The 23,160-nt window shown below is 36.9% G+C and carries 18 protein-coding genes; 7 read left to right on the top strand and 11 right to left on the bottom strand.

What is annotated here, in order from left to right:
* Positions 1–26: 26 nt before the first annotated feature.
* The 3 genes from istB to ESZ48_RS11130 all read left to right on the top strand — a co-directional run bounded on the left by istB (position 27) and on the right by ESZ48_RS11130 (position 2,176).
* On the top strand, positions 27–764 hold the full coding sequence (gene istB / locus ESZ48_RS11140; protein WP_129017571.1) for an IS21-like element helper ATPase IstB: 738 nt from the start codon (positions 27–29) through the stop codon (positions 762–764).
* Between the two features lie 541 nt (positions 765–1,305).
* Complete coding sequence (locus ESZ48_RS19580) at positions 1,306–1,593, top strand: helix-turn-helix domain-containing protein (protein ID WP_223266425.1); 288 nt, start codon at positions 1,306–1,308, stop codon at positions 1,591–1,593.
* 64 nt (positions 1,594–1,657) lie between these two features.
* Positions 1,658–2,176: a PIN domain-containing protein gene (locus ESZ48_RS11130; protein WP_129017570.1), complete on the top strand. Its 519-nt coding sequence runs from the start codon at positions 1,658–1,660 to the stop codon at positions 2,174–2,176.
* Between the two features lie 232 nt (positions 2,177–2,408).
* On the opposite strand, the gene ESZ48_RS11125 is transcribed toward ESZ48_RS11130, so the two are convergent.
* From ESZ48_RS11125 to ESZ48_RS19795, 5 genes are all read right to left on the bottom strand, one after another.
* The gene (locus tag ESZ48_RS11125; RefSeq protein ID WP_129017569.1) at positions 2,409–4,193 is read right to left on the bottom strand and encodes a hypothetical protein; all 1,785 of its coding nucleotides are present in this window, start codon (positions 4,191–4,193) and stop codon (positions 2,409–2,411) included.
* A 486-nt stretch (positions 4,194–4,679) separates the two neighbouring features.
* Positions 4,680–5,981 (bottom strand): protein kinase domain-containing protein, encoded by a 1,302-nt coding sequence (locus ESZ48_RS11120; protein WP_129017568.1) that lies wholly within the window; start codon positions 5,979–5,981, stop codon positions 4,680–4,682.
* The gene (locus tag ESZ48_RS11115) at positions 5,971–6,633 is read right to left on the bottom strand and encodes a metallophosphoesterase (RefSeq protein WP_129017567.1); all 663 of its coding nucleotides are present in this window, start codon (positions 6,631–6,633) and stop codon (positions 5,971–5,973) included. The genes ESZ48_RS11120 and ESZ48_RS11115 overlap by 11 nt, the downstream gene beginning before the upstream one ends.
* Positions 6,634–6,971: 338 nt before the next feature.
* Positions 6,972–8,744: a DUF6119 family protein gene (locus tag ESZ48_RS11105; protein WP_129017566.1), complete on the bottom strand. Its 1,773-nt coding sequence runs from the start codon at positions 8,742–8,744 to the stop codon at positions 6,972–6,974.
* 270 nt (positions 8,745–9,014) lie between these two features.
* Entirely contained in the window at positions 9,015–9,239 is a 225-nt protein-coding gene (locus ESZ48_RS19795; protein ID WP_190246242.1) for a helix-turn-helix domain-containing protein, read from the bottom strand.
* A gap of 781 nt (positions 9,240–10,020) precedes the next feature.
* Between ESZ48_RS19795 and ESZ48_RS11095 the strand changes: the two genes are divergently transcribed.
* From ESZ48_RS11095 to ESZ48_RS11085, 3 genes are all read left to right on the top strand, one after another.
* Positions 10,021–13,023, top strand: a complete 3,003-nt coding sequence (locus ESZ48_RS11095; RefSeq protein ID WP_129017565.1) for a SusC/RagA family TonB-linked outer membrane protein — start codon at positions 10,021–10,023, stop codon at positions 13,021–13,023.
* 12 nt (positions 13,024–13,035) lie between these two features.
* Positions 13,036–14,469 carry a RagB/SusD family nutrient uptake outer membrane protein gene (locus ESZ48_RS11090; protein ID WP_129017564.1) on the top strand — a complete coding sequence of 478 codons (1,434 nt, stop codon included), beginning with the start codon at positions 13,036–13,038 and terminating at the stop codon, positions 14,467–14,469.
* Positions 14,470–14,577: 108 nt separating this feature from the next.
* Positions 14,578–16,758, top strand: a complete 2,181-nt coding sequence (locus ESZ48_RS11085) for a zinc-dependent metalloprotease (protein WP_190246241.1) — start codon at positions 14,578–14,580, stop codon at positions 16,756–16,758.
* 109 nt (positions 16,759–16,867) lie between these two features.
* Here the strand turns inward: ESZ48_RS11085 and ESZ48_RS11080 are convergent, their stop codons facing one another.
* The 6 genes from ESZ48_RS11080 to ESZ48_RS11060 all read right to left on the bottom strand — a co-directional run bounded on the left by ESZ48_RS11080 (position 16,868) and on the right by ESZ48_RS11060 (position 21,881).
* Positions 16,868–17,116 carry a DUF6520 family protein gene (locus ESZ48_RS11080; protein ID WP_129017562.1) on the bottom strand — a complete coding sequence of 83 codons (249 nt, stop codon included), beginning with the start codon at positions 17,114–17,116 and terminating at the stop codon, positions 16,868–16,870.
* A gap of 71 nt (positions 17,117–17,187) precedes the next feature.
* A complete protein-coding gene (locus tag ESZ48_RS11075) occupies positions 17,188–17,637 on the bottom strand; it encodes a MauE/DoxX family redox-associated membrane protein (RefSeq protein ID WP_129017561.1) in 450 nt (149 codons plus the stop codon).
* Between the two features lie 98 nt (positions 17,638–17,735).
* Complete coding sequence (locus ESZ48_RS11070; protein ID WP_129017560.1) at positions 17,736–18,413, bottom strand: response regulator; 678 nt, start codon at positions 18,411–18,413, stop codon at positions 17,736–17,738.
* Positions 18,394–20,400: a tetratricopeptide repeat-containing sensor histidine kinase gene (locus tag ESZ48_RS11065; RefSeq protein WP_129017559.1), complete on the bottom strand. Its 2,007-nt coding sequence runs from the start codon at positions 20,398–20,400 to the stop codon at positions 18,394–18,396. Before ESZ48_RS11065 ends, ESZ48_RS11070 begins: the two co-directional genes overlap by 20 nt.
* Positions 20,401–20,641: 241 nt before the next feature.
* Entirely contained in the window at positions 20,642–20,794 is a 153-nt protein-coding gene (locus ESZ48_RS19295; protein ID WP_190246240.1) for a hypothetical protein, read from the bottom strand.
* 403 nt (positions 20,795–21,197) lie between these two features.
* Positions 21,198–21,881 (bottom strand): LytTR family DNA-binding domain-containing protein, encoded by a 684-nt coding sequence (locus tag ESZ48_RS11060; RefSeq protein ID WP_129017558.1) that lies wholly within the window; start codon positions 21,879–21,881, stop codon positions 21,198–21,200.
* Positions 21,882–22,039: 158 nt separating this feature from the next.
* Between ESZ48_RS11060 and ESZ48_RS11055 the strand changes: the two genes are divergently transcribed.
* Positions 22,040–22,864: an RteC domain-containing protein gene (locus ESZ48_RS11055; RefSeq protein WP_129017557.1), complete on the top strand. Its 825-nt coding sequence runs from the start codon at positions 22,040–22,042 to the stop codon at positions 22,862–22,864.
* The last annotated feature ends 296 nt before the right edge of the window (positions 22,865–23,160 follow it).

The following is a 23,160-nucleotide window of genomic DNA, read 5'->3' as shown; positions in this document are numbered from 1 at the left end:
ATATGTAACCAATAAACTCTATAATTATGAACAACAATCAAACTGTTGAAAAACTAAAACAAATGCGACTGGGTGCCATGGCAGACCTGCACCTGTTGCATATCAGGGAAAACCGCACAACAGATATTACGGCCGATGAATACTTGGCACTGCTAACGGATCACCAATGGGAAGACCATAAGAACCGAAAGATCCAAAGGCTTCTTAAGCAGGCTACCTTCCGAGGACAGGCAGCGCTGGCGGAAGTGGACTACGCCCAACAGCGCAATCTGGACAAAAATATGTTCCTGCGTCTGGGGTGCCTTGATTTTATAAAACGAAAAGAGAACATCATTATAACTGGAGCCTCTGGCGTTGGAAAAAGTTATCTGGCCCAGGCCTTGGGGCATCAAGCGTGCATGATGGAATATCGTACTATCTATGCCAACACAGCCCGTTTATTAAAAAGGCTAAAGCTCAGCAAGGCCGATGGAACCTATTTAAAAGAACTGGCAAAGCTCCTAAAGGCAGATCTGCTTATCTTGGATGACTTTGGCCTGCAGGCTTTTGACAGCCATGCAAGAGAATCGCTTATGGATATAATCGATGACCGTTACAACCGGTCTTCCACCATCATCTTGTCCCAAATACCAGTCTCCGCCTGGTATGATATCATTGGAGAAGGAACCATTGCTGATGCTATTCTGGACAGGATCGTAAACTCTTCCCACAGGATAGACCTCAAAGGAGAATCCTTAAGAAAAGGAGCTTTAAAGAACGAATAACAATAAAATTTTATATAATTGCAGTATCTTTCAAAGTGGCACGGTTTGACCGAAACACGTGGCACCATCACTCCGAAATAGCCATTAGCCCAAGGGTACTCAAGTTTTTGCAACCATTATCGCTTACTATTTGTAAATCTCTTTATTTTTGAATTAGTCTTCAAACTTTAAAAGGTTATCCATAATTGGATAGCCTTTTACTTTTAAAGTCCCTGCGAAGCCAGGACATCGAAGATTCAGCGGAGCTAATCTGCATTTTCAACTGCTAACCCGAATTTATAATCCCGAAGGACGGCAGGTAATAAGGAGTTCGTCAGTCGTTCCATTTTGTTTCATAAAACATCTGTGCAAGGCAATCCTTTATTTTTAATTGTCACCCTGAGCGCAGTCGAAGGGCGTCATCATCAATAATAACTTTTAAATTATAGCCTTGCGCACACCATAAATAGCGCCACTGCGGCGACACGTCCTCGTTTGCCACTATTTATTTGTTTTATTTCACACATTCTCTCCTTCCTCACCCGCAGCTACTTTAGAAGGTTTGCATTCGGAGAATCCTGAAATTGAAATTGAAGAAACTTCTGAAAAAATAAAGATTCCTTTAAAAGCTTTGAAACTTTTAGCGAAAATATTGAAAGCTACCAGTCAAGGTCAACCAATTTCTTTAGTTCCGATTGCTACTGAAATGACTACCCAAGCAGCAGCAGAATTATTAGGCTGTTCAAGACCTCATGTTGTAAAATTGCTTGAAGAAGGCAATATACCATTTACCTTAGTTGGTAGACATCGTAGAGTTAAATTTGAGGACGTAATGAATTATAAAAAGTAAATGAAATTGAATCAGGAAAAATTTCTGATTGAAATGATGAGGTCGGACGAAGATTTAGGCTTGTATGATTCATAGTGTTCGTTTTACCTGTGTTCTTGACACTAATGTTATTTATCCAATTGAAATCAGAGATTTGCTATTTTGGTTTGCGTACTATGAATTATTTACTCCAAAATGGAGTAGTCATATTTTTTGTGAGTGGGAAGAGGTTATGAGCAGGAAAGGAATAACCAAAGAAGAAATTAAAAAAAGGTCAGATATCGCAAATTTAGCGTTTCCTGATGCGCTGGTTGTGAATTATGAAGCATTAATCCCTGGATTGACTTTGCCTGATGAGAAGGATTGTCATGTACTAGCAGCGGCAATTAAAACCAATGCCAATTTTATAGTTACCAATAATTTAAAAGATTTTCCAGAGGATTACTTGGCTACCTTTGGATTGGTCGCAAAATCAGCAGATGATTTTATTGCCGATATTATAGATTTAAACCATGAAAGAGCTCTAGATGCTTTCCGAAAATTAGTTTTAAATAGAAGAAATCCTGATTTAGATGAGTTCCAAAATCACTCTACCAAAACTTAAAAATGGATTATAGTATTATTGTTGCACCTTTAGGTCCAAAACCCTTTGCATTATTCTCTATGGTGATGGCTGCAAAATATCCAGAAATAAACATTGGGAGGGTCGGGTCATGATATTAACGAGTATGATAGGGAGCAATTAAAAAATGAAAACTTTATCATTAATGATGTCTATTTTTCAATATAAACTTATTGAGTTACAAATTTAGTTAGTAGGACATAGGACATTTTAATTAATAGAAAACTTGATTTGGATTATCTATTTTCATAAATTCTTCTAATTTTTCACCTTTTAATGAGCCAAATATTATTTCTTGCGTAATGAAATAATCTTCAATTGTTACTTTACCATCATTATTTATATCTGCTGGTTCATCCGCCATAAAATCTAATATGGAGTTTAAAATGAAGGACAAATAGTATTTCATATGTGAAATATGAATATAAATACCATTTTTTATTGCAGCATTATGGACAATTTCATTTCTTATACGATATAATCTCGTAAGATTCCAGTATAAGTTGTCAGAATGTCGTTTTAACGCAAAATCAATTTTATTTGGTTCTTCAAACCATTTTTGAAAATATCTTGTTCGGAATTTTAAAAGTTGATTTGTAGAATTATCATATGCCGTTGTATATGTTGAATGCTCTTTAAAATAGTCTAAGGAGCTATCATAGTTAGCAATACTACTAGAGATATTTAATCTTTCTAATGACTTATGGAAATCATATAAATTTCTTTTTACATAAACTACAGAATGGCAAATTGGAAAATAATTACGAATTCTATCTATTGTTTTCTGGTCAGTATTGTACGAAGTGAATATGTACTCCAAACCAATCCAATAATTTAATAGTTTGGTCTCTAGTTCTGGAGACTCACTTCCAGTCCTATAGTATCTAATAGCTGATATTATTTTATCATAACTATCTTTATCAACGTTGTTTTGACTAATTTTTTTTATTTTCTCTAGAAGTATTTCGAATATTTGTGTATTACTTCTAGTGAAGCCATCGATATAGAAATTACTTGGAAATGTTGATGCTTTTAATGGTTGATTTTCTCCAATCACACAGCATTGAGAACCAATTTTAACAAAATGATCATTAAATCCTAAATGATAAATGTCCAGATCTTTAGATATTTTTTCTAGGGATAATTCTATAGCTCTGAAATAATCTTTTGAAACTAGTTTAACATATAAAAGATTATTTTCTTTATGTTGCTCTAAAAAAGTATAAGCTTTTGTAGAAATGACATCTTTTAATGCACCTCTAAAACGCTTATTTACTTTTCCATAATTATTATCAATTTTCTTAAACTCTGAAAATCTAAATGAATTACCTTGAATTAAATATATAATGGTAAACTCCTCATCTTCTTTGTCTAAAAGAGTTTTGAAGATATCAACCCGGTCCTCAAAATGAGCCGTATGTGAAACATTTCTTACAAATGTAGTCTGAAAAAAATTATATAAATACTTCTTTGAGTATCCTTTATTGATCATCTCAACAAGAAGATGACTAAGTAAAACAATAATTTTTTTCTTGACATTATTTAAGTTTTCTTGATATTGAGAAGTACCATCATCACTAATAGTGTTGAAAGATGATGTTAATTCAATTATTGAATTAAATAAATTATGTGAATAGTCCGAATTCTCTTTTAGGATTAATGAACTTGATTGTATAGCTAGATTATAGTCTTTTCTTTGAAGCTTGGTAATTATTTTTAAATAATGTTTTTTACTTACTTTATTAAAAATTAAACCATCATCATCATCATCGATTGTTTTTTTCAATTCTTTTGACGTCGAGTCAGCATAATCATTATTAGTCAGCACTCCTGAGATTGAAGATTGACAGACTGCAATTAGTTCTTGGAGCAGTGTTTTTGGATTATGTAGTCTTAATCTAAATGAGTCTATAGTATTTTTAAACAATAACTCTAATCCTTTCTCAATGAATATCTGTTCAAAGGCATTTACTGAATATCTAATCGTTACATTTTGCATTGTAAATAAAAAGTTATAATTTTGCGATTACAATTTAGACTAAAAAAATCAAGATACAGAAAGGGGCTCGGGAATATCCACTGAATTTTTTCAAGCTATTTCCGTTCCCCTAAGAAATTAAGCTAACTCATATTGGGTTAGCTTTTTTACTTTAGCGATATTAAGATTATCTTTCAATTCTGACTTCCCTTATAAAAACAAAGGTTTTAATTTGTCTCCTATGCCAGCCTAGTTCTTAATTTGTCAGGCAGAATTTATCGATTTGTTTTTTGATTCGTTTGACCAATCCTAATTTTCTTTCCTGATCTAAATACAGACAACCTTCCAGCTTCACCCGAGGCATTCGTTTGATAGGCATATTCCTGATTATTATTCTGCTTTTCTAGCTGTCTTTCTTATTCCCAACTTATCTATCAACCAGCTCAGTCAACACGGAATTCATGTTGGGTCGTACCGACCACACGAATGCTTAGCTATTATGCGTTGTTATTTTAGTGCTTTCTGAATTTCAGTATGATATGAATCAATTGTTAATTTGATTTGATGAGCACACTTAATAAAGTTTTGTTTGTTATTACTTTCAAGTTCGATGTCCATAGCGATTCTAAATGCAAGATTATCTTCTATATCAGAATCACACATTTTAATAACGTACTTCATAACATACCATCGATTGTGATATCTTCCTAGTTCAGATGATGACAATGCACATCTTGATTTTACTTCAACATCATCAGATAGTTTGTAAATTAAATTAATGTTATCTGCTACAACATCACAGTAACTAAAATCAAATGAACGCTTATAAACCCAATCTAAATATTGTAAAGAAACATCATAAAAAGAGTCTTGATTTAGATTATGCAAATATTTTAAAATATCTTGATTGAAACTGAAAAAAACGTTTTGTTGTATAGTATCACTTTGCTTTAGATAAAAAGTAAAACTCTCAAAAGTATCTTCATTCCATTCAAGTACATTATTAAATTTTTCAATCCATTCTTCGTCTAACTGACTAGAATCTGTTGTTTTAGGTTTTGAAATATAACTTAGAAGCTTTGCTCTAAGTAATTTTATGTCTTTAAACCTTTTGTTTTTATCTTTTTTAGTACATCTTTCAATTATATATCCAATTTCACCATCAGCTGTTAATTGAGAATAAGGAATTCTACTACCATCTGTGAATATATCATGTAGAATTGCCCCAAATGAATAAATGTCTGCTTGAGGTGTTATACGTTTAAACTCAACAGTTTGTTCTGGTGCAGAATACATTACTGTCCCATAAGCATTATTGCTCGTTGTAATAGTTTGAGATAGAATATCTTTATCTTGTGAGATTAACCCAAAATCAGCTAATTTCCATGCACCATTATGTTTAAGCACATTTTGAGGCTTTAAATCTCTATGTACCAAACCACTATTATGTAGAAACTCTAGGGCATTTAAAATGTCTCCCAATCCTTCTGGATAACGGCTTTCAGCTTTAGCAGTCTGTATTTCGTTTATAAAAACATCTTCTGCCAATGGCATCAAAAAATACGGTTGTGGTGAGTTTAAATCCGAAAAAACTATTGGCATGAAATATTCTGAAGGTAATAAACTTTGGGTTTTTACTTCCCTAATAAATCGTGATTTCAACTTGTTACATATGTCAACATCATCTTTAAATTGGTCAGAAGGAGCAAATGTTTTTCGTGCATATCTTTGACCATTATCACATTCTACTTCATCGATAATTCCGAATCCACCTCTGTTTATACTTTGTATTATCTGTTCAATTTTCATTTACAAAAATTATTTCTTTTGTTTCAAGTTGTAAAATGCCTAATGAGCCATATCCTTTTTCAGTACTCAAATAAGTTCCATTGTCTATTCCAATAATGTTTTCTTCTAATTGTTTGGTTATTTCTGTTTTTGTTTGTGGCGTGTGACCATGGATTAATACTCTATTTCCCAACCAATCTTGGTTTAATAAATTTTTAGGATTTCTCTCCCATAAGATGGTTTCAATATCCTCAAACGGATTCTCGATGTTCATGTTTAAACCTGCATGAACTAGTATGAAACCCTCTTTTTCTAAATAAACTTTAGAACTTTTGATTAAATTAATATACTTTTTAGGAATCTTATCTATTGAGCTTGTTAGAAAACTCATTAATGTTTTATCACCTCCATTAATCATCCATTTTGTATGTTCGTCTTCATTTTCATATGAATCTAGAAACATTTTTTCATGGTTACCCAATACAAGCTCAATTTTAAATCCATGCTCTTTTAGAAGAAAAATTGTATCTAAAACACCTTTACTATCGTTACCTCTATCAATTAAGTCGCCAAGAAGTATTAATGTGTCGTTTTTTTTTAATTTCACCATCTTCAATGCCTTCTTAAAAAGCTCATTTTTCCCATGTATATCTGAAATGATAAATGTTCTCATTATAGTTTTTTGATAATTCCGACTAAAGCTATAAAAAGAAGGCCTTAATTTGGTTTTAAATTTAGACCTATTTCTTCATTTGTCAGGCCGAATTTATCAATTTGTTTTTTGATTCTCTTGACCAATCCCAGTTTTCTTTTCTGATCTAAATAAAAATATCCTTCAGAATTCAGATAAGGCATGCTTTTGACAGTCATGTTCCAGATAAGTACTGCCAGTTTTATTGCTACCTCTCTTACTCCCCACCTCTATTTATGTCATCTATATTCGTCAACATAATAATCATCTCCGACCTATAGGCGGGCCGAATACTTCTTAGTTATTACCTGAAGTTATTTCTATGTTCTCATAATTTGAAACGTTTGCATATCGTAATAATATGCTCTCATTTCTCCTGAACATTGTATTAAAGAATACCTTGCAATATTAGAATCAAACATATCTATATTTTCTATAACACTTAAATCTTCTTTTAAATGAGAAGTAAATGCCAAAACATATGTGATTTTCTTTTTAAATAATTCTTTAAATTCAGATAAAGACAGGTTATCGATATTGTTGCCTTTATTTGTTAAACTATTATAAATCTTCGTTAATATAGTTTTTTCTTCAGATCCTAATGTTTCTCTCAATCTCCTTGCTGAAATTGTAATTTGGTTAGTAAGCTCGCGCATTTCAGATTTGAATCCATATTTAACGTGAATTAAATATAGGTTCTCATTATCATAATTTAATATATCACATAATTCTAATCCATCCTTAATAATAGTATCTATCACGATATAATTTTTTAAGCTATTGTAAGATGAGTTGTAATCACTTTCTCTTCTAAGAATTTTTTTATCCCATTTTAAAGGTAAAATTGTATTTGATGCGTTATATGTCTTTAGAATATGTTCTGTATTTGTTTTAAGGTCTTTTACAAAAGTATCTCTTAAGTGATACCATTTTGTATCTACTAAAAAAATTGGTTTATTATTAATTGGGAATTCTGTTGAAATATTAAATAGAAAGCTTGATGCACTAGTTTGTATTTTATTATGATGGCTCGTAATTCTTGCACCTTGCAAGAATACCATAAATTTAAATCTATCATTTACTCCACACCTTTCGATTCCTCTTTTTATTACAGTATCATAAATTTCAGTTCTATCAGTTACTTCAGCAAATGTACTGTAACCACCATTTTCCGTTCTTTCTTTTAGTTTATAATAATCAGCCTCATAAAACTTTTCAATATTGTTCGGGTCACAAAAATCATATTCAAAAGTGGTGTTGGAATATTGCCCTCTTTTGTAAACATTTTCTGTGTCATTGAAAATTCGAGTTATTAATTCGGGATGTAGATAATCAGATATATATTTTTGATCTGTGATTTCCTCATAGGAACTAAGGTAATCAGACGCTATCTGTTCAAGGATATAACAAATCTCTATTATTATTTTAATTAAATCATTAAAGTCTACAGATTTTTTTATCTGAAATGATTTACCCACAAAAATCTGAACTCTATCTGTTTTGTTCTTTTTAAGAAATTGAAAGTGCAAGTCTGATACTTCTTGACTTAATTTTAAATGAATCTCCTTAGGAACTTTGCCGAATTTTATAAAATCAATTATTCTATAATTATCTCTAAATTGCTCACTTATACCTGCTCTTGATCCAGTTATTCCTCTTGATTTAATTGATAATAATTCATCAAATTCTGGTTTGATTATTCTTGAGTAGAGATTTAACCCAAAAGAATGGTCTATAAATGGTAAAATTATTTGATAAGCATTTCCCCCTACAATACAGAATATGTTAAACTCAGTTTCAATAAAGAGTAACAAGGAAAGTTTTTGTTCTGTAAAATCTTTTTTTGAAGTAAACCCGTTTGGTAAAAACTCTTTCCAATCTGAAACAATATCGTCTGACTTATATAAATACAGAAAATAAGTATTTTCTCCTTTTACGATTTTCTGCAAATTTTCTTTATTAAAAGGGTATTTGTATTTGAGTTTTTTAAAAGATGTGTTTATTATTTTCTGAATGATAGTATCTGTTTGCTTGAGAGATTTCAGCAAACGGTTAGTTTCATCTATCCTGTATATTTTAGGGTTCTTTGTCATTCAGGATTTATCTTTTTTTAATTACAGGTAATACACGTATAGGCACAACGAGCTGCGCTTATATTGATTATGTCCATATCAAACATACCTTTTTTTTCTAATAGTGATAATATAAGTTATCCCACATTATCAACATCTTAAAAAAGAAGTGGAAATTTATTTTAATAAAGTATTTGCTGTTGTTTTCTTTTAGGAATATGAGCGGAAGTGCTTCCCTCAGTAAATGAATGGAAAAGATCACTTATAGTAATGATAGTTTTTGACCCTATTTTACTTACTAATCAACTCTAAAACGGTAGTATTTAAAGATTCTGCTAATTTGGTAAGGAAAAGCAAAGAAGGATTAACTTCACAATTTTCTATTCTACTAACTTGGTTACGTGAACAATCTGACAATAATGCCAAATCGAGCTGTGAAAGATTTTTTTCCTTTCGCAATCTTTTTACATTTTTTGCAATTTGTCTTTGAAGTTGTATGTATTCTGTGCTATTCACAATTGCAACTTCGTGATTTTATAAAAAAATAATTGACACATATATGTTGCATATTAAATATATTACTATATTTGTTTAGTATTCATCAACAATGAATACCGATATTATATATTTGCGATAGCATTCTTTTAAATATTAAGAAGCATTCGCTTAGAATTTCGTCTTAGAAAACTGGTAATTTATTAAGGAACGAAATGATAAGTAAGATGCTCACGTCATCCGGCGTGGGCTCACTTATTGTTCCACGGTATACCAGTACCACTAAGACAGTAAGCTGAGTTCCACGCCTTTTCGTTTCCACTCCGTCAAGGCAATCTTACTGACATCAGTCATCAAGTCGGACACTCCACTTACAAAACCTCTTATATCCGAAATAAGCCGATATAAATGTGATATGCTATTTCAATTGTAAAACTTAAAGCGCCTTGGTTAGTCTTAAAAAAAAAGTATAATATATCCTCCAGCCCAAAGTATTAATAGCACCATTTATAAAAGTGAAAAATGATTAATTAGAATTAGTCTTGGGAACGGGCCGTTGTTGGTTGGAATTTTGCTAGTAAAAAAGCAGCGGCCTACTTCCCTAAAAACTCTATCTTTTATAACAACAAAGAGCTCCTAAATGTTCAATTTAAACAAAATGCCAATGAAATAAAATCATCTCCCAACTTCATGCTCCTAGCTTCGTGCTTCTAGCAAAAAAAAGCCCACTCCCAAGTTTTCAACGACCATCGGAGCAGGCCAAAAGTTAAAACAATTGTATCACTTTAACCAACACAAAACTATGATAAATAATCATAAATCAGTAAGGTGGCGGCGTATTTTTGGCTGCAATCTTCTCTTCATAATTTTTACCCTGCCACTCACTGCCCAGGATCTCTTGGTAACTGGCAAGGTCACTGACGGAAACCTGCCCATCTCTGGTTCAAATATTCTTATTAAAAACACTAAAAAAGGAGTGGTAACGGACTTTGATGGGCGTTACAGCATCACTGCCAAATCAACAGACACGCTTCAAATATCTTATTTGGGCTACACAACGCTTACCATTCCTATTCAAAACCGCAACATTATAAACATCTCCTTACACGAGGATGCCACCGCCCTAGGCGAGGTACAGATCAATGCTGGTTACTACACCACTACGGACCGTGAGAAAACGGGGAGTATTGCGCGAATTACGGCTAAGGATATAGAATTTCAGCCCGTAAATAATCCCATCGCAGCCATGCAAGGCCACCTATCGGGAGTTAACATCGTGCAGTCCACAGGAGTGCCCGGTGGTGGTTTCAACATTGATGTGCGCGGTAGAAACTTCATCAACAGCTCGTCAAATCCCTTGTTCATTGTAGACGGCGTTCCTTTTGGATCTCAGTCCCTTAGTGTCGGGGAGGTGTCTGGTCGGGTTTTGTTTGGAAATATTAGTCCCTTGAATGCGATGAATTCCAATGATATAGAAAGCATCGAAGTGCTTAAGGATGCTGATGCCACAGCGATCTATGGATCTCGTGGAGCTAACGGGGTGGTGCTTATTACTACCAAAAAAGGGGTAGCGGGAAAAACTCAGATAAAAGTAAATCTGAGCAATACTTTGGGTGAGGTGTCCCACTTTTTGGACTTAATGAATACTGAACAGTACTTGGAGGTCCGAAGGGAAGGCGTAATAAATGACGGCTTTGGAGCATTATTGGAGGATTCTACATTCGATTTTATATGGCCTGATATTAAATCTTGGGACAATACTCGCTATACAAATTGGCAAAAAGCGCTCATTGGAGGAACGGCCCATCGCAACTACGCACAAGTTTCAGTGTCGGGGGGCAATCCTAATACACGCTTTTTGATAAGTGGCGCTCATCAGAAGGAGGGTACCGTGTTCCCTGGAAATTCTAAGTATCTTAAAACCTCTTTACTAAGCAATATTAATCACCGGTCGGATGCAGATAGGTTTGCCATCAATCTTAGCACCATATACACTCGTGAAGCCAATTCCTTGCCAAGAACAGACTTTTCTTATTTAGCCTATAACCTTGAACCAAATGCACCTCGACTATATAATGAGGCAGGTGAGTTGAACTGGGAAAATAATAGTTGGAACAATCCTATTGCATCGTTGAAAGAACAATACGAAGTGATGATACATACCTTAATCGCAAATGCCTCCGTATCCTATGAGCTAATGCCTAATTTACAAATAAAATCTAATTTAGGTTTTAATAAGTATCAATTGAACGATTTCAGAACGATACCTAGTTCGGCCCTCAATCCAGTTTTTGGATTTACTCCGCAAAATTTTTCCAACATCTCAACAAATGCCTCTGACCGACAGTCATGGATTGTCGAACCGCAACTCAATTGGTATAACCAATATAAATGGGCACAGTTGGATGTGCTGCTGGGCACCACCTTTCAACAAGAAACAACTCAGCAGCTGGTTCAAAAAGGCACAGGCTTCCCAAATAATCAATTGATACAAAATCTGGCGGCGGGTGATATCATAGAAGTGCTCAGAGATGCCGATAGTAAGTATAGCTATAATGCGGTCTTTGGACGTTTAAATCTTAAACTCTTTGACACCTACATTATAAATCTTACAGGACGTAGGGATGGCTCTTCACGCTTCGGTCCTGGCAAAAAGTTTGGGAATTTTGGTTCTGTTGGTGCAGCATGGATTTTTTCTGAGGAAGTAATTTTTAAAAACTCATCTTGGCTAAGTTTTGGCAAATTACGAACAAGTTATGGGACTACAGGGAGCGACAACATAGGTGATTATAAATTTTTATCTACTTATAATGTGACGGGGTTTGATTATGATGGCACCACAATATTACAGCCTGCAGGTCTACTTAACCCTGAATTTGGATGGGAATCAAATCAAAAGTTGGAAGCGGCGCTGGAACTGGGATTTTTTAAGGACCGACTGCGTCTCAATTCATCCTGGTACCGAAATCGTTCCTCCAATCAACTCATAGGCATACCTTTGGCAGCCACCACGGGCTTTTCAGAATTGACAGGGAATTTTAATGCCACGGTAGAGAATACAGGGCTAGAAGTTGATATCAATGCCGTGAACTACCAGAACACTAAGTTCAAATGGACCTCAACCTTCAATATAACCATTCCCAATAACAGATTGGTAACATTTGATGGGTTGGAATCCTCAACATTTTCCGAACGTTTTATCATTGGAAAACCAATTAGTATCTTAAAACTGTACCATGCCTTAGGAGTGAATCCAGAAACGGGCTTGTACCAGTTTGAGGATTATAATGGCGATGGTAATATAGGCATAGAGGATCGTCAGTGGGTGGAAGATCTGACTCCTAAATTTTATGGAGGGTTGGGTAATACCTTGGTTTATGGCAATTTCACTTTGGATGTGTTCTTTCAATTTAAAAAACAAAAAGCAAAGAACGAGCTGGCTTATGGTGCAACGCCTGGATATCAAGGTAATGCCTCAGTGAAGCTGTTGGATAGATGGCAACAACCAGGGGATGTCGGTCCCATACAGATGGCTTCAAGCGGTCTGAATATAGGAGAAGACACGAATGGCCTTCAAGGAATGAGTAGCGCCGCTATATCCGACGCATCTTTTGTGCGATTGAGAAATGTCTCCTTAAATTATAAGGTGCCAATATCCAGTAAAACAATGGAGGTGGGGGTGTACCTGCAAGGACAAAACCTATTGACATTTACTAGGTATTCCGGTCCAGACCCTGAACAGGCCACGAACACTATCTTGCCTCCTTTGCGCCAGTTTACTCTTGGATTACAATTAACCTTTTAACCATTAACAATCATGAAATTTATAAAATCTTGTTTCCAGAATGGAAAAAACTTTAAGGGATTTGCATTTTTAATTTTCACAAATGTAAACAGAATTGTCCCTTGTTTAGCAGTGGTTGTGTTAGTCAATTGTTCAGACTTTGTGGAAGTTGATGCCCCCAAGAATATTTTGATTTCTGAAACCGTCTTCGATGATTCTGCAACAGTCGAATCTGCATTGGCCAATATTTATCACCAAATTCGTGAGCAGGGATTAGTTTCTGGCACTTTTGGAATGACAACTGCCTTGGGTATATATAGTGATGAATTGGATTATTTCGGGTTTGACACGAATCAAATACCACTATTCAACCATAATGTAATTGCCCGAAATCAAAGGATAACCGCGTGGTGGAATCATGCGTTTTACCTCATTTATTGCGCCAACGATATCCTTACAGGCGTTGATGGTTCCGATGCACTAACAATCCTAGAGAAAAAGAGGTTCAGGGGCCAAGCTCTTTTTTTAAGGGGTTATGTCCATAGCCTCCTAGCAGATCTCTTTGGTGACATCCCATATTTGACAACAACCGATTATTTGGAGAACAATAAGGTACCACGTATGCCGTTAAAAATGGTCAATGAAAGGATTATTTATGACCTCACCACCGCCATTGAACTGATGGAAGGTCTGTCTATCGATTCAGGGGGAAGGGTGTTGCCAGACGAGTATGTGGCCAAGGCACTCTTGGCGAGGAGGTATCTCTATACTGAACAATGGGACTTAGCAACTGTAACAGCAACTGAGCTCATTGACAATTACGGTTTGGAGCGTAATTTGGAAGATACATTTCTCAAAGAGTCCCAAGAAACCATCTGGCAATTAAAATCAGGAGTCATTCCCAGAAATACACAGGAGGCGAACCAATTGGTCATCCAGATCATTCCAGGTCAAAAATATGCACTCACGGATAATCTGTTGGCTGCATTCGAGGTAGGCGATAATCGTTTTGTGCATTGGACAGGTAGTATATCCAGTTCGGACAACACGTTGACCCTGTTCTTTGCCAACAAATACAAAGCTCTTTTAACCGAAACCCAGAGTTTGGAATATTCCATCGTGTTCCGTTGTGCGGAGCAGTATCTCATCCGAGCAGAAGCTAGGGCACGATTAGGGGATATTCACGGTGCAAAGGAGGATATCGATTTCATCCGAAATCGGGCGGGACTTGCTGGAACCACCGCAAATTCATTAACGGAAGTTCTGGATGCGATACTCCAGGAACGTCGTATTGAACTATTTGCGGAACATGGCCAGCGATGGTTTGATCTAAAACGTACGGGCAATGCAGGTATTGTATTGGGGCCAATAAAACCAAATTGGCATACAACCGATGTTTTGTTTCCAATTCCAGAAACCGAATTGGAACTAAATCCTAATCTTTTGCCCCAGAATAAAGGGTATTAATACTTAAAAAACTTTAATATAATGAAATTATTTTTTCTGATTTGCCTATGGATAATAGGTGCACCACATACAATGTCAGCTTTGGAGAAGTCCCCAAAACAGGCTTTTATGACCACATCTATTAAAAATAACCAACTGTATCTGAACATTCCAGATCATTTGTTGGATAAGCCCATGCTGTTTGTGAGATACGAACAGAATACCAATCGACAATATATGCAGGTAGTGTGGTCATTGTACATGAATCAATTGATCTTGAAAGCGCCTGCCATACAGTCAACAGCAGGAATTACCTTGCCAATAGGAGAAAAACTTACACTAAAAGAAAATATTCTTGCTGTCTTTCCTTTAAATAACACGCATCCTCAATGGCGCGGTCTTACCATCAATATTACAGATTTTTTATTGACACAAAATATAGAATGGAGTCCAGGCTATTCCGAATCAATGGTTCCATCGATAACCATGCTAATGGAAAGCAAAGATCTAATCGACGAAGTCATTGTAAAGATAAATAAGGGGCTAATTCAAAATAATATAAAAATTTCAGTTCCCATGCACTACGCGTTTTGTATGTTGCCTGATCCTATGCCAGCGAGACATTATGACTACCGGATGGGTTTCTTCAATGAAAAATTGAACGATATTTCCTATCTCCCCCATAACAGTATTGCCAATATCAGCAGGTGGCGTCTTGAAAAGCTTCATAAATATAAAGAGATCAGTGTGCCCAAAAAGCCCATCACCTTTATAATGTCTCCCGATATACCTCATAAGTGGAGGCCTTTCGTAAGGGCTGGTATTGAAGAATGGCTACCGGCCTTTGAAGCTGCGGGCTTCAAGGACGCCTTAGTCATACAGGAAAATGACTCCTTAAGTGAATGGCAAACAAAAAGTATCCACACCTCTATGATTTATTGGCAAAGTGGCTATAACTTCAGGGGTGAGGAAAGAGGTGGTTATGGAGGTACGATTGCTAATATTATTGATGAACGGACGGGAGAAATATTGAAAAGCGATGTATTTATTGGCAATTCGCGCGAGGCCTATTCGGAAAGATATTTCATAAGGGCGGCTCCCTTGGATAAACGAGCACAAAAATTCCCATTTCCTGATGAACTTTTAGGGGAACTGTACCAAAGTTTGGTCGCTCATGAAGTAGGGCATTCGTTTGGTCTAATGGATAGTCATTATGGTCAGAATGCTTATCCTATCGAAAAAATGAATGATATATCATGGTTGGCATCCATGGGGCATACCCCAAGTGTCATGAACTATACACGACAAAACAATGTCGCACAGCCTAAAGATAGCATCCCGCCCAATCTACTGAATCAAAAAGTGGGCCCCACAGATAGATACATGATCAAATGGGGTTATATGGAATTTTCTCCTGAAATATCGGAAATGGAAGAAGAGGCCGTTCTAGAAAGCCTCATCCGACTACAGGATTCCATACCTTGGTACCGCCACAGCCGTAGTTCTAATGGAATGGGCCCAGGCACGACCTATGAAGTGGTGGACTGCCGAAATGTGGTGCAGAGCACTATTATGGTTCTCAAAAATCTGGAGAGGGTGATGGAGCTAATTCCAGAAGCATGCAGTAATCAAAAGGACAATGCGCGTATGGAACGCTTGTATGAAAGTACCTTGGACTTGTGGAATAATAAAATGCTGCAGGTTGTCTATCTTGTTGGAGGCTATGACATCCACATGAAGCCTACCAATCTTTCTGGAAGTCGATATGAGCCCATTTCAATGGACTACCAAATGAAAAGTCTTGAATTCCTAATGCAACATGTTCTATATCCACCCAAGTGGCTTACCAACCCTCCATTTGAAACACGTATAAACTATACGGTCAATCGGGATATGATATTACAATATCAGACACTCCTTGTGTTCGAGTTGTTGAATCCATTAAGGATGAAGCGTCTGGAATATATGAATGATATGAATGGTTTTGATGGTATTTATAAACGCTTTTTCACTTCACTTCAATTGGGAGTGTTTAGAGAGCTATACGATGGGTCGAGAAATGTGCCTCGAAGAAAACAAGAGATCCAATTGACCTATCTTGACTTTTTAGTTCGGAATGTTAATAAGGAAAGAATAAATATTTCCATAGAAGAAAAAAATTATGATTACACGGACTATTCCAAAGGATTGATGCTTGAACAACTGATGGATATTAAAAATGACATAAAAAGAAAATTAAAACAGTACAAGGGCAATGTTTCAGTTGGTCATTGGAACAATTGCCTTTTAAGCTTACAAGAGATTCCTTGATTTTTTTTGATAAAATTTACACTTAGTTTCACTTACTGTTATATAATAAAGAGAAAAAAGGGCACCCTAAAATAGAGTGCCTTCTCAAAATTAATTTTATTCCTAATTATTATGGTGCAGTTCTGTGCAAAGGATTTGATGTGGACATGTCTCCATATAATTGGAATGTACCGACCTTACATGCTTCTCCAGCTGGCTTGTTACAGTCATCACCAATGGCTACTGACTGCCATCCTAAAACAGGATGAAGATAATAAGCAGTCTTGGCTTCACTTGTGGACTCTGCTGCAAATGCAAAACTAACGGCCAGCAAAAGAGCAAAGACAGGTAAAACGAATTTTAAAACTTTAGTTTTCATAATATGTATATTTAAATTAATGATCTACTCTATTTTACAGGTTTTCGATCTTCCCCTGTCACTACGTAGTATTATTGTGGTTTTTCTGATGATTTAGAAGGCTCAAGTAAGATAGCGAGCACCGCCAAACCAATAAAAAACAAGTTAAATAAGATGTGGTTCCTCCAACCCATGCCCGAAATAATGCCCCCACAGGAACAAGGTGTATAGGGGCTAAAATAAAGCGTGTAAACGAGATAGCCGGTAAACATTAGCATCAACCCAAGAAACGAAAGAATTCCGCAACGTCTTAAGGAAGGCCATAACAGCAAAACCACTACCGAAAGCTCAACTCCGGGGACGGCCCATACCAAAAATGGGGCTGCAAAAGCCAAAAATGGCACTTGGGTCAGTTGATCTTTAAAAACGGAATAACTGATAAGTTTACTTAGAGCGGCATAACTAAAAAGAAAGATGAACAACAAGGTCAAAAAGTGGACTATTAACTTCCTATGGTCTTTATGTTTCTGTTGATGGCACATCACTTCTTTGAATCAGTTTCACAGTAGCTAAGTTACTAGCAACAAGGCAGACTATATGAGGGAATATGCGTCAAAAATGAGGGATTGGCCGTCAATCATTAGATGTATCCAAGTTCTCTGGCACGCTCCAATAATCTTTGATCATCCTGGCCCTCCACATCAAAAATCTCCTTAAGATGACGTTTTCTGCGCTCAATAGTAGCCTTACTCATCGGAAGAATACTGGATAACGATGCCGTCGTGGCTCCCAATGAGAGTTGATATAGAATCTGTCGATCCCATTGGTCAAGGACAAAATCGTTAGCCAAGTTTTTACGCAACACTTGAAGAACACTCCCACCGTAAAAAGTTTCACCATCTATAAGCCTGGAAATGGCATCAATAATGACCTTGGCGTTACTTTCAACTTTTATCAGATAGCCTTCGGGGTTTAATGTTTTAAAGATGCTGTTGATGCGATAAACACTGTCAAAGCTTGTGTTGATCAGCAGCTTCGTTTCGGGATGGCGCTGTCGTACTTCTCGCCCAATATCCTCTCCAGAGAGCCAGCGTCCACAGCTTGATGGGGGTATGACTAAGTCCAGCATAATCAGATCGAAACCTGGTGGGGCCTTCTGCTGCAATAGGTGGATGGCTGCATCACACGACGCGGCTTCTGAGATCTTGAAATCCAATTCTAGCCGTTGCTTTTTTAAAAGCTTTAAAGCTCTGACATACCCCTCCGAAATAAGTGGATGGTCTTCTACAAACAGAATTTTAATGAGTTTGCGTTCCATAAATGTGATGTTTTAGAGTAATGGTAATCGTTGTCCCAGTAGTTCCCGTTGATAAGTGAAAGCTGCCATTAATTTTTTGCGTTCGTGCCCGCATATTACGCAGTCCTAACCCTTTTTTGATCAAGCCTTCCCTAAAGCCCGAGCCATTGTCCGAAATGACAATCTTTAACTGATCTTTTGAATATAACGCTAAAGTAACCTTACTAGCCCGGGCATGTTTCACGATATTGTGCAGCCCTTCTTCCACAATTCGAAATAGATGCATCTTGGCTTGTTCGTTCAGGGCTTCAAAAGGTTCTGGATCCTCACAGCTAAGAGAATACACAAATCCGCCTTGATGACTTTTTTCCTTTAATAACACCTCTAAATTCTTAATGAGTAGGGCGTGGTTGTATAGGGGGTCTTCCACTAAGTTATGGGAGATGGCCCGAAGGCGTTCTTCAATTTTAAGAATGCCCTGCGTCTGGGATTGGAATCGTGTGTTCTCGTTTTCTAAATCCAATACTTCCCAGTTGAGGCGCATCCCAAACAATTGGGTAAGGACACTGTCATGCAACTCTTCCGCTAGTCGTTCCCGTTCTTCTTGCCGGGCCTGCTCTCCTTTGCGCCATTGGTCAATGCGCAGGGCATAAAGGGCTTCATCAGCTTCTTGCTGTAGGGCCACAAAATGAAGTTGCTTGTTTTGGATACGCAGATTCATGGACCAGTAAATAAATACCAGGAGAATGAGAAAGATAATGGCGATTACAATCCACAATAGCTTTTGGTGAAATAACCGTTGGTTCGCTTTTATATAATCATCAGTTTTGTACTGAATGCGCGCAAATTTTTCGCGTTGCTTGTTTTCGTTTTTGCGCAGCGCATCGGCCAACCTAATGTAGTTGGTGAGGTGTTCTGAAGCCATTTGGGGCTCCAGTACCGCAAGCCGTTTTAAAGCGCCCATCTGATCGCGTTGCAATCCTTTTCGACCGCTCAAAATCAAAGCTTTTTCAGCATGGGTCCGTGCCAATAATAGGTGTTCATGGGCTTTATAATAATCGGATAAATGGAGATGGCTGATGATGATACTGGGCAGGTGCTGTAAACTATCACGAATCCGCAAGGCGGTTAAAAAATCTTTTTCAACCATTACGGCAGGTGTAAAAGTGAACTGGGCATAAGCAAGGTTATCCAACAAACGGGCATAAAGTTCAGGGTTCAGTTGTATGAGCCCGGGACTGCCTATGGCTTTTCGGAAGCTTTCTATGGCAAAGGTTCCTGATCCCATCTTTTGGTAGGTCACGCCTAAATTGTTAAGAAGATCCGGATAGAGACGGTGCGGACCGCGACCGGCCAAATCCAAGGCGGATTGATAATAATAGACGGCTTGGGCATAATCTTCCATCCCATCATAAACGCTACCTAATAAATTATAGGTGCCAATAATTTGAGACTCCTTATTTAAATCCTTAAAAAACACTAAAGCCTTGAATAAACTCATTTCCGCTCGCGAATAATCAGCCACCAACGATTCAATGTAGCCCATATTATAAAGCATTTTTGCTCGGTAATAGGCATGATTGGATTGTTCAAACAGGACTTCGGCATCGCGGTAGTTTTTAAACGCTTCTAAATAATTAAACTTGGTGAGATAATACTCACCCCAGTTCCAATAGATGTCGGCCATCAGATAAGGATGATTCAATTTTTTGGCCAGTCCCATAGCCTGGGAGTTGAAAGTGTAAAACAGCGAAGTGTCTTGTAATTGGATGACCTCTCTCGCCAATTGGGCAATTCGTACTACTTTTAAAGAGTCTAAAGGTAAGCCTTGAAGGGTTTCATAAGAATGCTGAAAGCTGGAAGAGGACATTGTAGGAGGGTCTGCAATTCTCGTCCCATCCTTTAAGGGAACAATCAAATCATCCGCCTTCGGCGGTGGTAAATCTTGAGTATAGCCATATAGGACTAAAAATAAGGCACTCACGTGCTTTATGACAGACGTTATCATAACTGGTAATTTGAAGATTAAGATAGCAAAAAGACTTTTGTTAGTGAAACTCAATTTTGAAAAAATAGCGAAGCAATGAATTCAAAATTGTAAGTTGAACTAATCCCGCTTTTTAGCGGGATAATAGTTTCTTTTTCTATACGCTTCGTCTATCAGCCATTTACAATCATCCCGAAAGCTTTCGGGATTGTTCCCTGCCTGCCGGCAGGCAGGGTCTTGCTTCTTTACAGATAAAACAAACCTAATCTCTCACGTTGTCCGGATGGACACTGTGTTCCCCTCCAGTGGCATAGGTGTCCGAAAAGCTCCCGGTTTCATTGATAATCGCATCGGGCGAACAGGACATCCCAAGCATAGCAAGGATAACCAACACTAAAAAATAACGAGTTTTCATGGTGTGTAACATTTAATGAATCATTAGTGTCCGATTAAAAATTGTAAAAGATGATGAGGCTTATTTTATAGAGCAAGAGAAGATAGATCTGTTTTGTAAACACACTGATTATTAGTGATTTAATGTTAAGTCTTTGTTCTTGATTCTATTAGCGAAGCGCCTGCCTGCCGGCAGGCAGGGTCTTGATTCTTTATAGGACAACAATGATAATGAATAGTATAATGTCTGCCACTCTGGCAAAAACATAGCTTCAATTGTGCACACTGTACCAGCAGATTTACTGGAGGAACGCTAAGTCCTGAACCGAAGATATAAATTCATAGAGATAGGTATGTAATGGTTTTAGCTGTTTCCAGTGAAATAAGAGCAGTGGCCAGTGAAATAGGTTTTAAAAACAGTCAAATCAATTTTCGGGCTGTCGGACCAGGAGAGTCGGGTTTTTAATATAAATTGGAGAGTAAATAAAAACGCCAGCATACCCTATCAGCCAACACTTCCGTTTAGTGGACTCTACAGCATATAGAAATTGGGTGTTGATCACTAACGATTTTTGGATGCGTACAAAAGTCGAGGGTAAGTATTGCGCATAACTTTTAAGTGTATTAAATAAGGGAATGGTCTGACCTGAAGTCAGAAAGAGATCGGTGGTGTAATTATCGGCTTTTAAAAATAGAATCTCATTCGATTTTAAATAAAGCTTCTTTTTGCCACTCTCAAAATATAGGTACCCATTAAAGGAACGTATGGCTTGCTGATAGCGTTTGACCACGTGTATCGCACAATCTCCTGGGCCATAAACGTCATGTAATCCGTATTTAAATGCAGTAAAGCCACGGGATATGTCATTAGTCATGCCAATAATATAGGGAAGAAGTAATGGTTGTGCCCATGCGGGTCCCAAGGCTTCCAGATCTGCGAAGTTAAGGTCTAAGTTTATAATGACGCAAAGAGCGTGGTAGGTCCTTGCCTGTTCTGCCAAAGTTACCCAACTCTGCACATCAGACATATAGAGAGGGGGTCTCGAAGGTGCAAAAGCGGCTATCAGACGATTTAAAATGGCAGTAGGTCTTCCAATAATAATCACCATATTTTTTGAATCATATTAAAACTTATCTCATCAGTGTGATGAGGGGAACACCATCAATTTAAGAGGCACTTTGTCTTACAGCTCATAAGTTTAATCAGTAATTTTCCCATTGCCTTTAGCTTAATCTATTCATTTACAAACCCTAAACCTACTTAATCATGAACGTATTTAAAACACAAGTGGAGGCTTTGGAACAAATATTGCAAAGTCTTGAGATCGAACAGGAAAATATATTTGAACGTGCCGAACTCGGAATCCAACACTGCAAAAAAACACTCGAGGTCGTACGCCAACGGGTAATTCAATTAGGGTTTAAGGATCTTCAAGAGGAAGCCATATTTTTTAAAGAGATTAAATCTACAATCGTAGGCTATTTATTTTACTTTATTGGCTTGGTGCAAGTTGAAAGGTCGCGTCCTTATGGCTGCCCTAAAAAGGAACGAAAATTCTTAATTTCTGAAATCAGAGACTTGCAAGCTTATTTAATGAAACATCAGGAGCTTTATGAATATTTTTTACGCCGACACGATTATAGAGATCATGATTTTTTTATCCGGAATAATTCGACCCATCAACTTTTGGACGAGGCCATAGCCTCAATGGTCGATTTTGAATTTGCCACCACCCACGACATGATTTTTTCCAAAATAAAAGGCCATGTCCTGACCATTAATTATCTCGAAAAGAAATTATCACTCCCCATGATGCCCCAAATACAAAACTCAAAAGTAACACTTCAATGGACAGGATCAAAAGTCGATCTCGTCGAACTTACTTATGCGTTACATGCCTCCGGATTGGTCAACAACGGAAATGCAGCCATTAAGGATTTAGCTAATAGTATGGAACAAATGTTTACCATCAAATTGGGAGATTACTACCGTGTCTTTTTGGAAATCAGAGCACGCAAAAATAATCAAGCCAAGTTATTGGAAATGCTCCGCCACAGCTTAATCTCTAAAATTGAGAACCTCGATGGTTAGATGGCACCTTTATGGTATTATATTTCGATTGAGCTTGCTTAATTGAGACCGGAGAGAACCAGTCCTCCAGCTCCCCTCTTTAGTTAAAGAGGGGAATGAATTCACCGTAGTGCAACGAAGGTGAAGAAAGGGGAGTTTGGTCTTTTCTTGCGTCAATTTTGGTGTTTTCCACCAACAATTTCACACTGTCTTGTCTTGTCCCAAAACAACTAACCAACAACAATTCCAACATAAACTTATACGTACAATCCAGCTCCCCTCTTTAGTTAAAGAGGGGAATGAATTCACCGTAGTGC

The sequence above is a fragment of the Gelidibacter gilvus genome, assembly GCF_004115975.1.
Classification (GTDB): Bacteria; Bacteroidota; Bacteroidia; order Flavobacteriales; family Flavobacteriaceae; genus Gelidibacter; species Gelidibacter gilvus.
Note: the sequence above shows the minus strand (reverse complement) of the source record. Positions and strands in the feature narration are given on the sequence as shown.

Bases quoted from the DNA above. Each gene is read 5' to 3' on its own strand.
- istB (WP_129017571.1), top strand. From the start codon at position 27: ATGAACAACAATCAAACTGTTGAAAAACTAAAACAAATGCGACTGGGT.
- ESZ48_RS11130 (WP_129017570.1), top strand. From the start codon at position 1,658: ATGATTCATAGTGTTCGTTTTACCTGTGTTCTTGACACTAATGTTATT.
- ESZ48_RS11125 (WP_129017569.1), bottom strand. From the start codon at position 4,193: ATGCAAAATGTAACGATTAGATATTCAGTAAATGCCTTTGAACAGATA.
- ESZ48_RS11120 (WP_129017568.1), bottom strand. From the start codon at position 5,981: ATGAAAATTGAACAGATAATACAAAGTATAAACAGAGGTGGATTCGGA.
- ESZ48_RS11115 (WP_129017567.1), bottom strand. From the start codon at position 6,633: ATGAGAACATTTATCATTTCAGATATACATGGGAAAAATGAGCTTTTT.
- ESZ48_RS11105 (WP_129017566.1), bottom strand. From the start codon at position 8,744: ATGACAAAGAACCCTAAAATATACAGGATAGATGAAACTAACCGTTTG.
- ESZ48_RS11095 (WP_129017565.1), top strand. From the start codon at position 10,021: ATGATAAATAATCATAAATCAGTAAGGTGGCGGCGTATTTTTGGCTGC.
- ESZ48_RS11090 (WP_129017564.1), top strand. From the start codon at position 13,036: ATGAAATTTATAAAATCTTGTTTCCAGAATGGAAAAAACTTTAAGGGA.
- ESZ48_RS11085 (WP_190246241.1), top strand. From the start codon at position 14,578: ATGACCACATCTATTAAAAATAACCAACTGTATCTGAACATTCCAGAT.
- ESZ48_RS11080 (WP_129017562.1), bottom strand. From the start codon at position 17,116: ATGAAAACTAAAGTTTTAAAATTCGTTTTACCTGTCTTTGCTCTTTTG.
- ESZ48_RS11075 (WP_129017561.1), bottom strand. From the start codon at position 17,637: ATGTGCCATCAACAGAAACATAAAGACCATAGGAAGTTAATAGTCCAC.
- ESZ48_RS11070 (WP_129017560.1), bottom strand. From the start codon at position 18,413: ATGGAACGCAAACTCATTAAAATTCTGTTTGTAGAAGACCATCCACTT.
- ESZ48_RS11065 (WP_129017559.1), bottom strand. From the start codon at position 20,400: ATGATAACGTCTGTCATAAAGCACGTGAGTGCCTTATTTTTAGTCCTA.
- ESZ48_RS19295 (WP_190246240.1), bottom strand. From the start codon at position 20,794: ATGAAAACTCGTTATTTTTTAGTGTTGGTTATCCTTGCTATGCTTGGG.
- ESZ48_RS11060 (WP_129017558.1), bottom strand. From the start codon at position 21,881: ATGGTGATTATTATTGGAAGACCTACTGCCATTTTAAATCGTCTGATA.
- ESZ48_RS11055 (WP_129017557.1), top strand. From the start codon at position 22,040: ATGAACGTATTTAAAACACAAGTGGAGGCTTTGGAACAAATATTGCAA.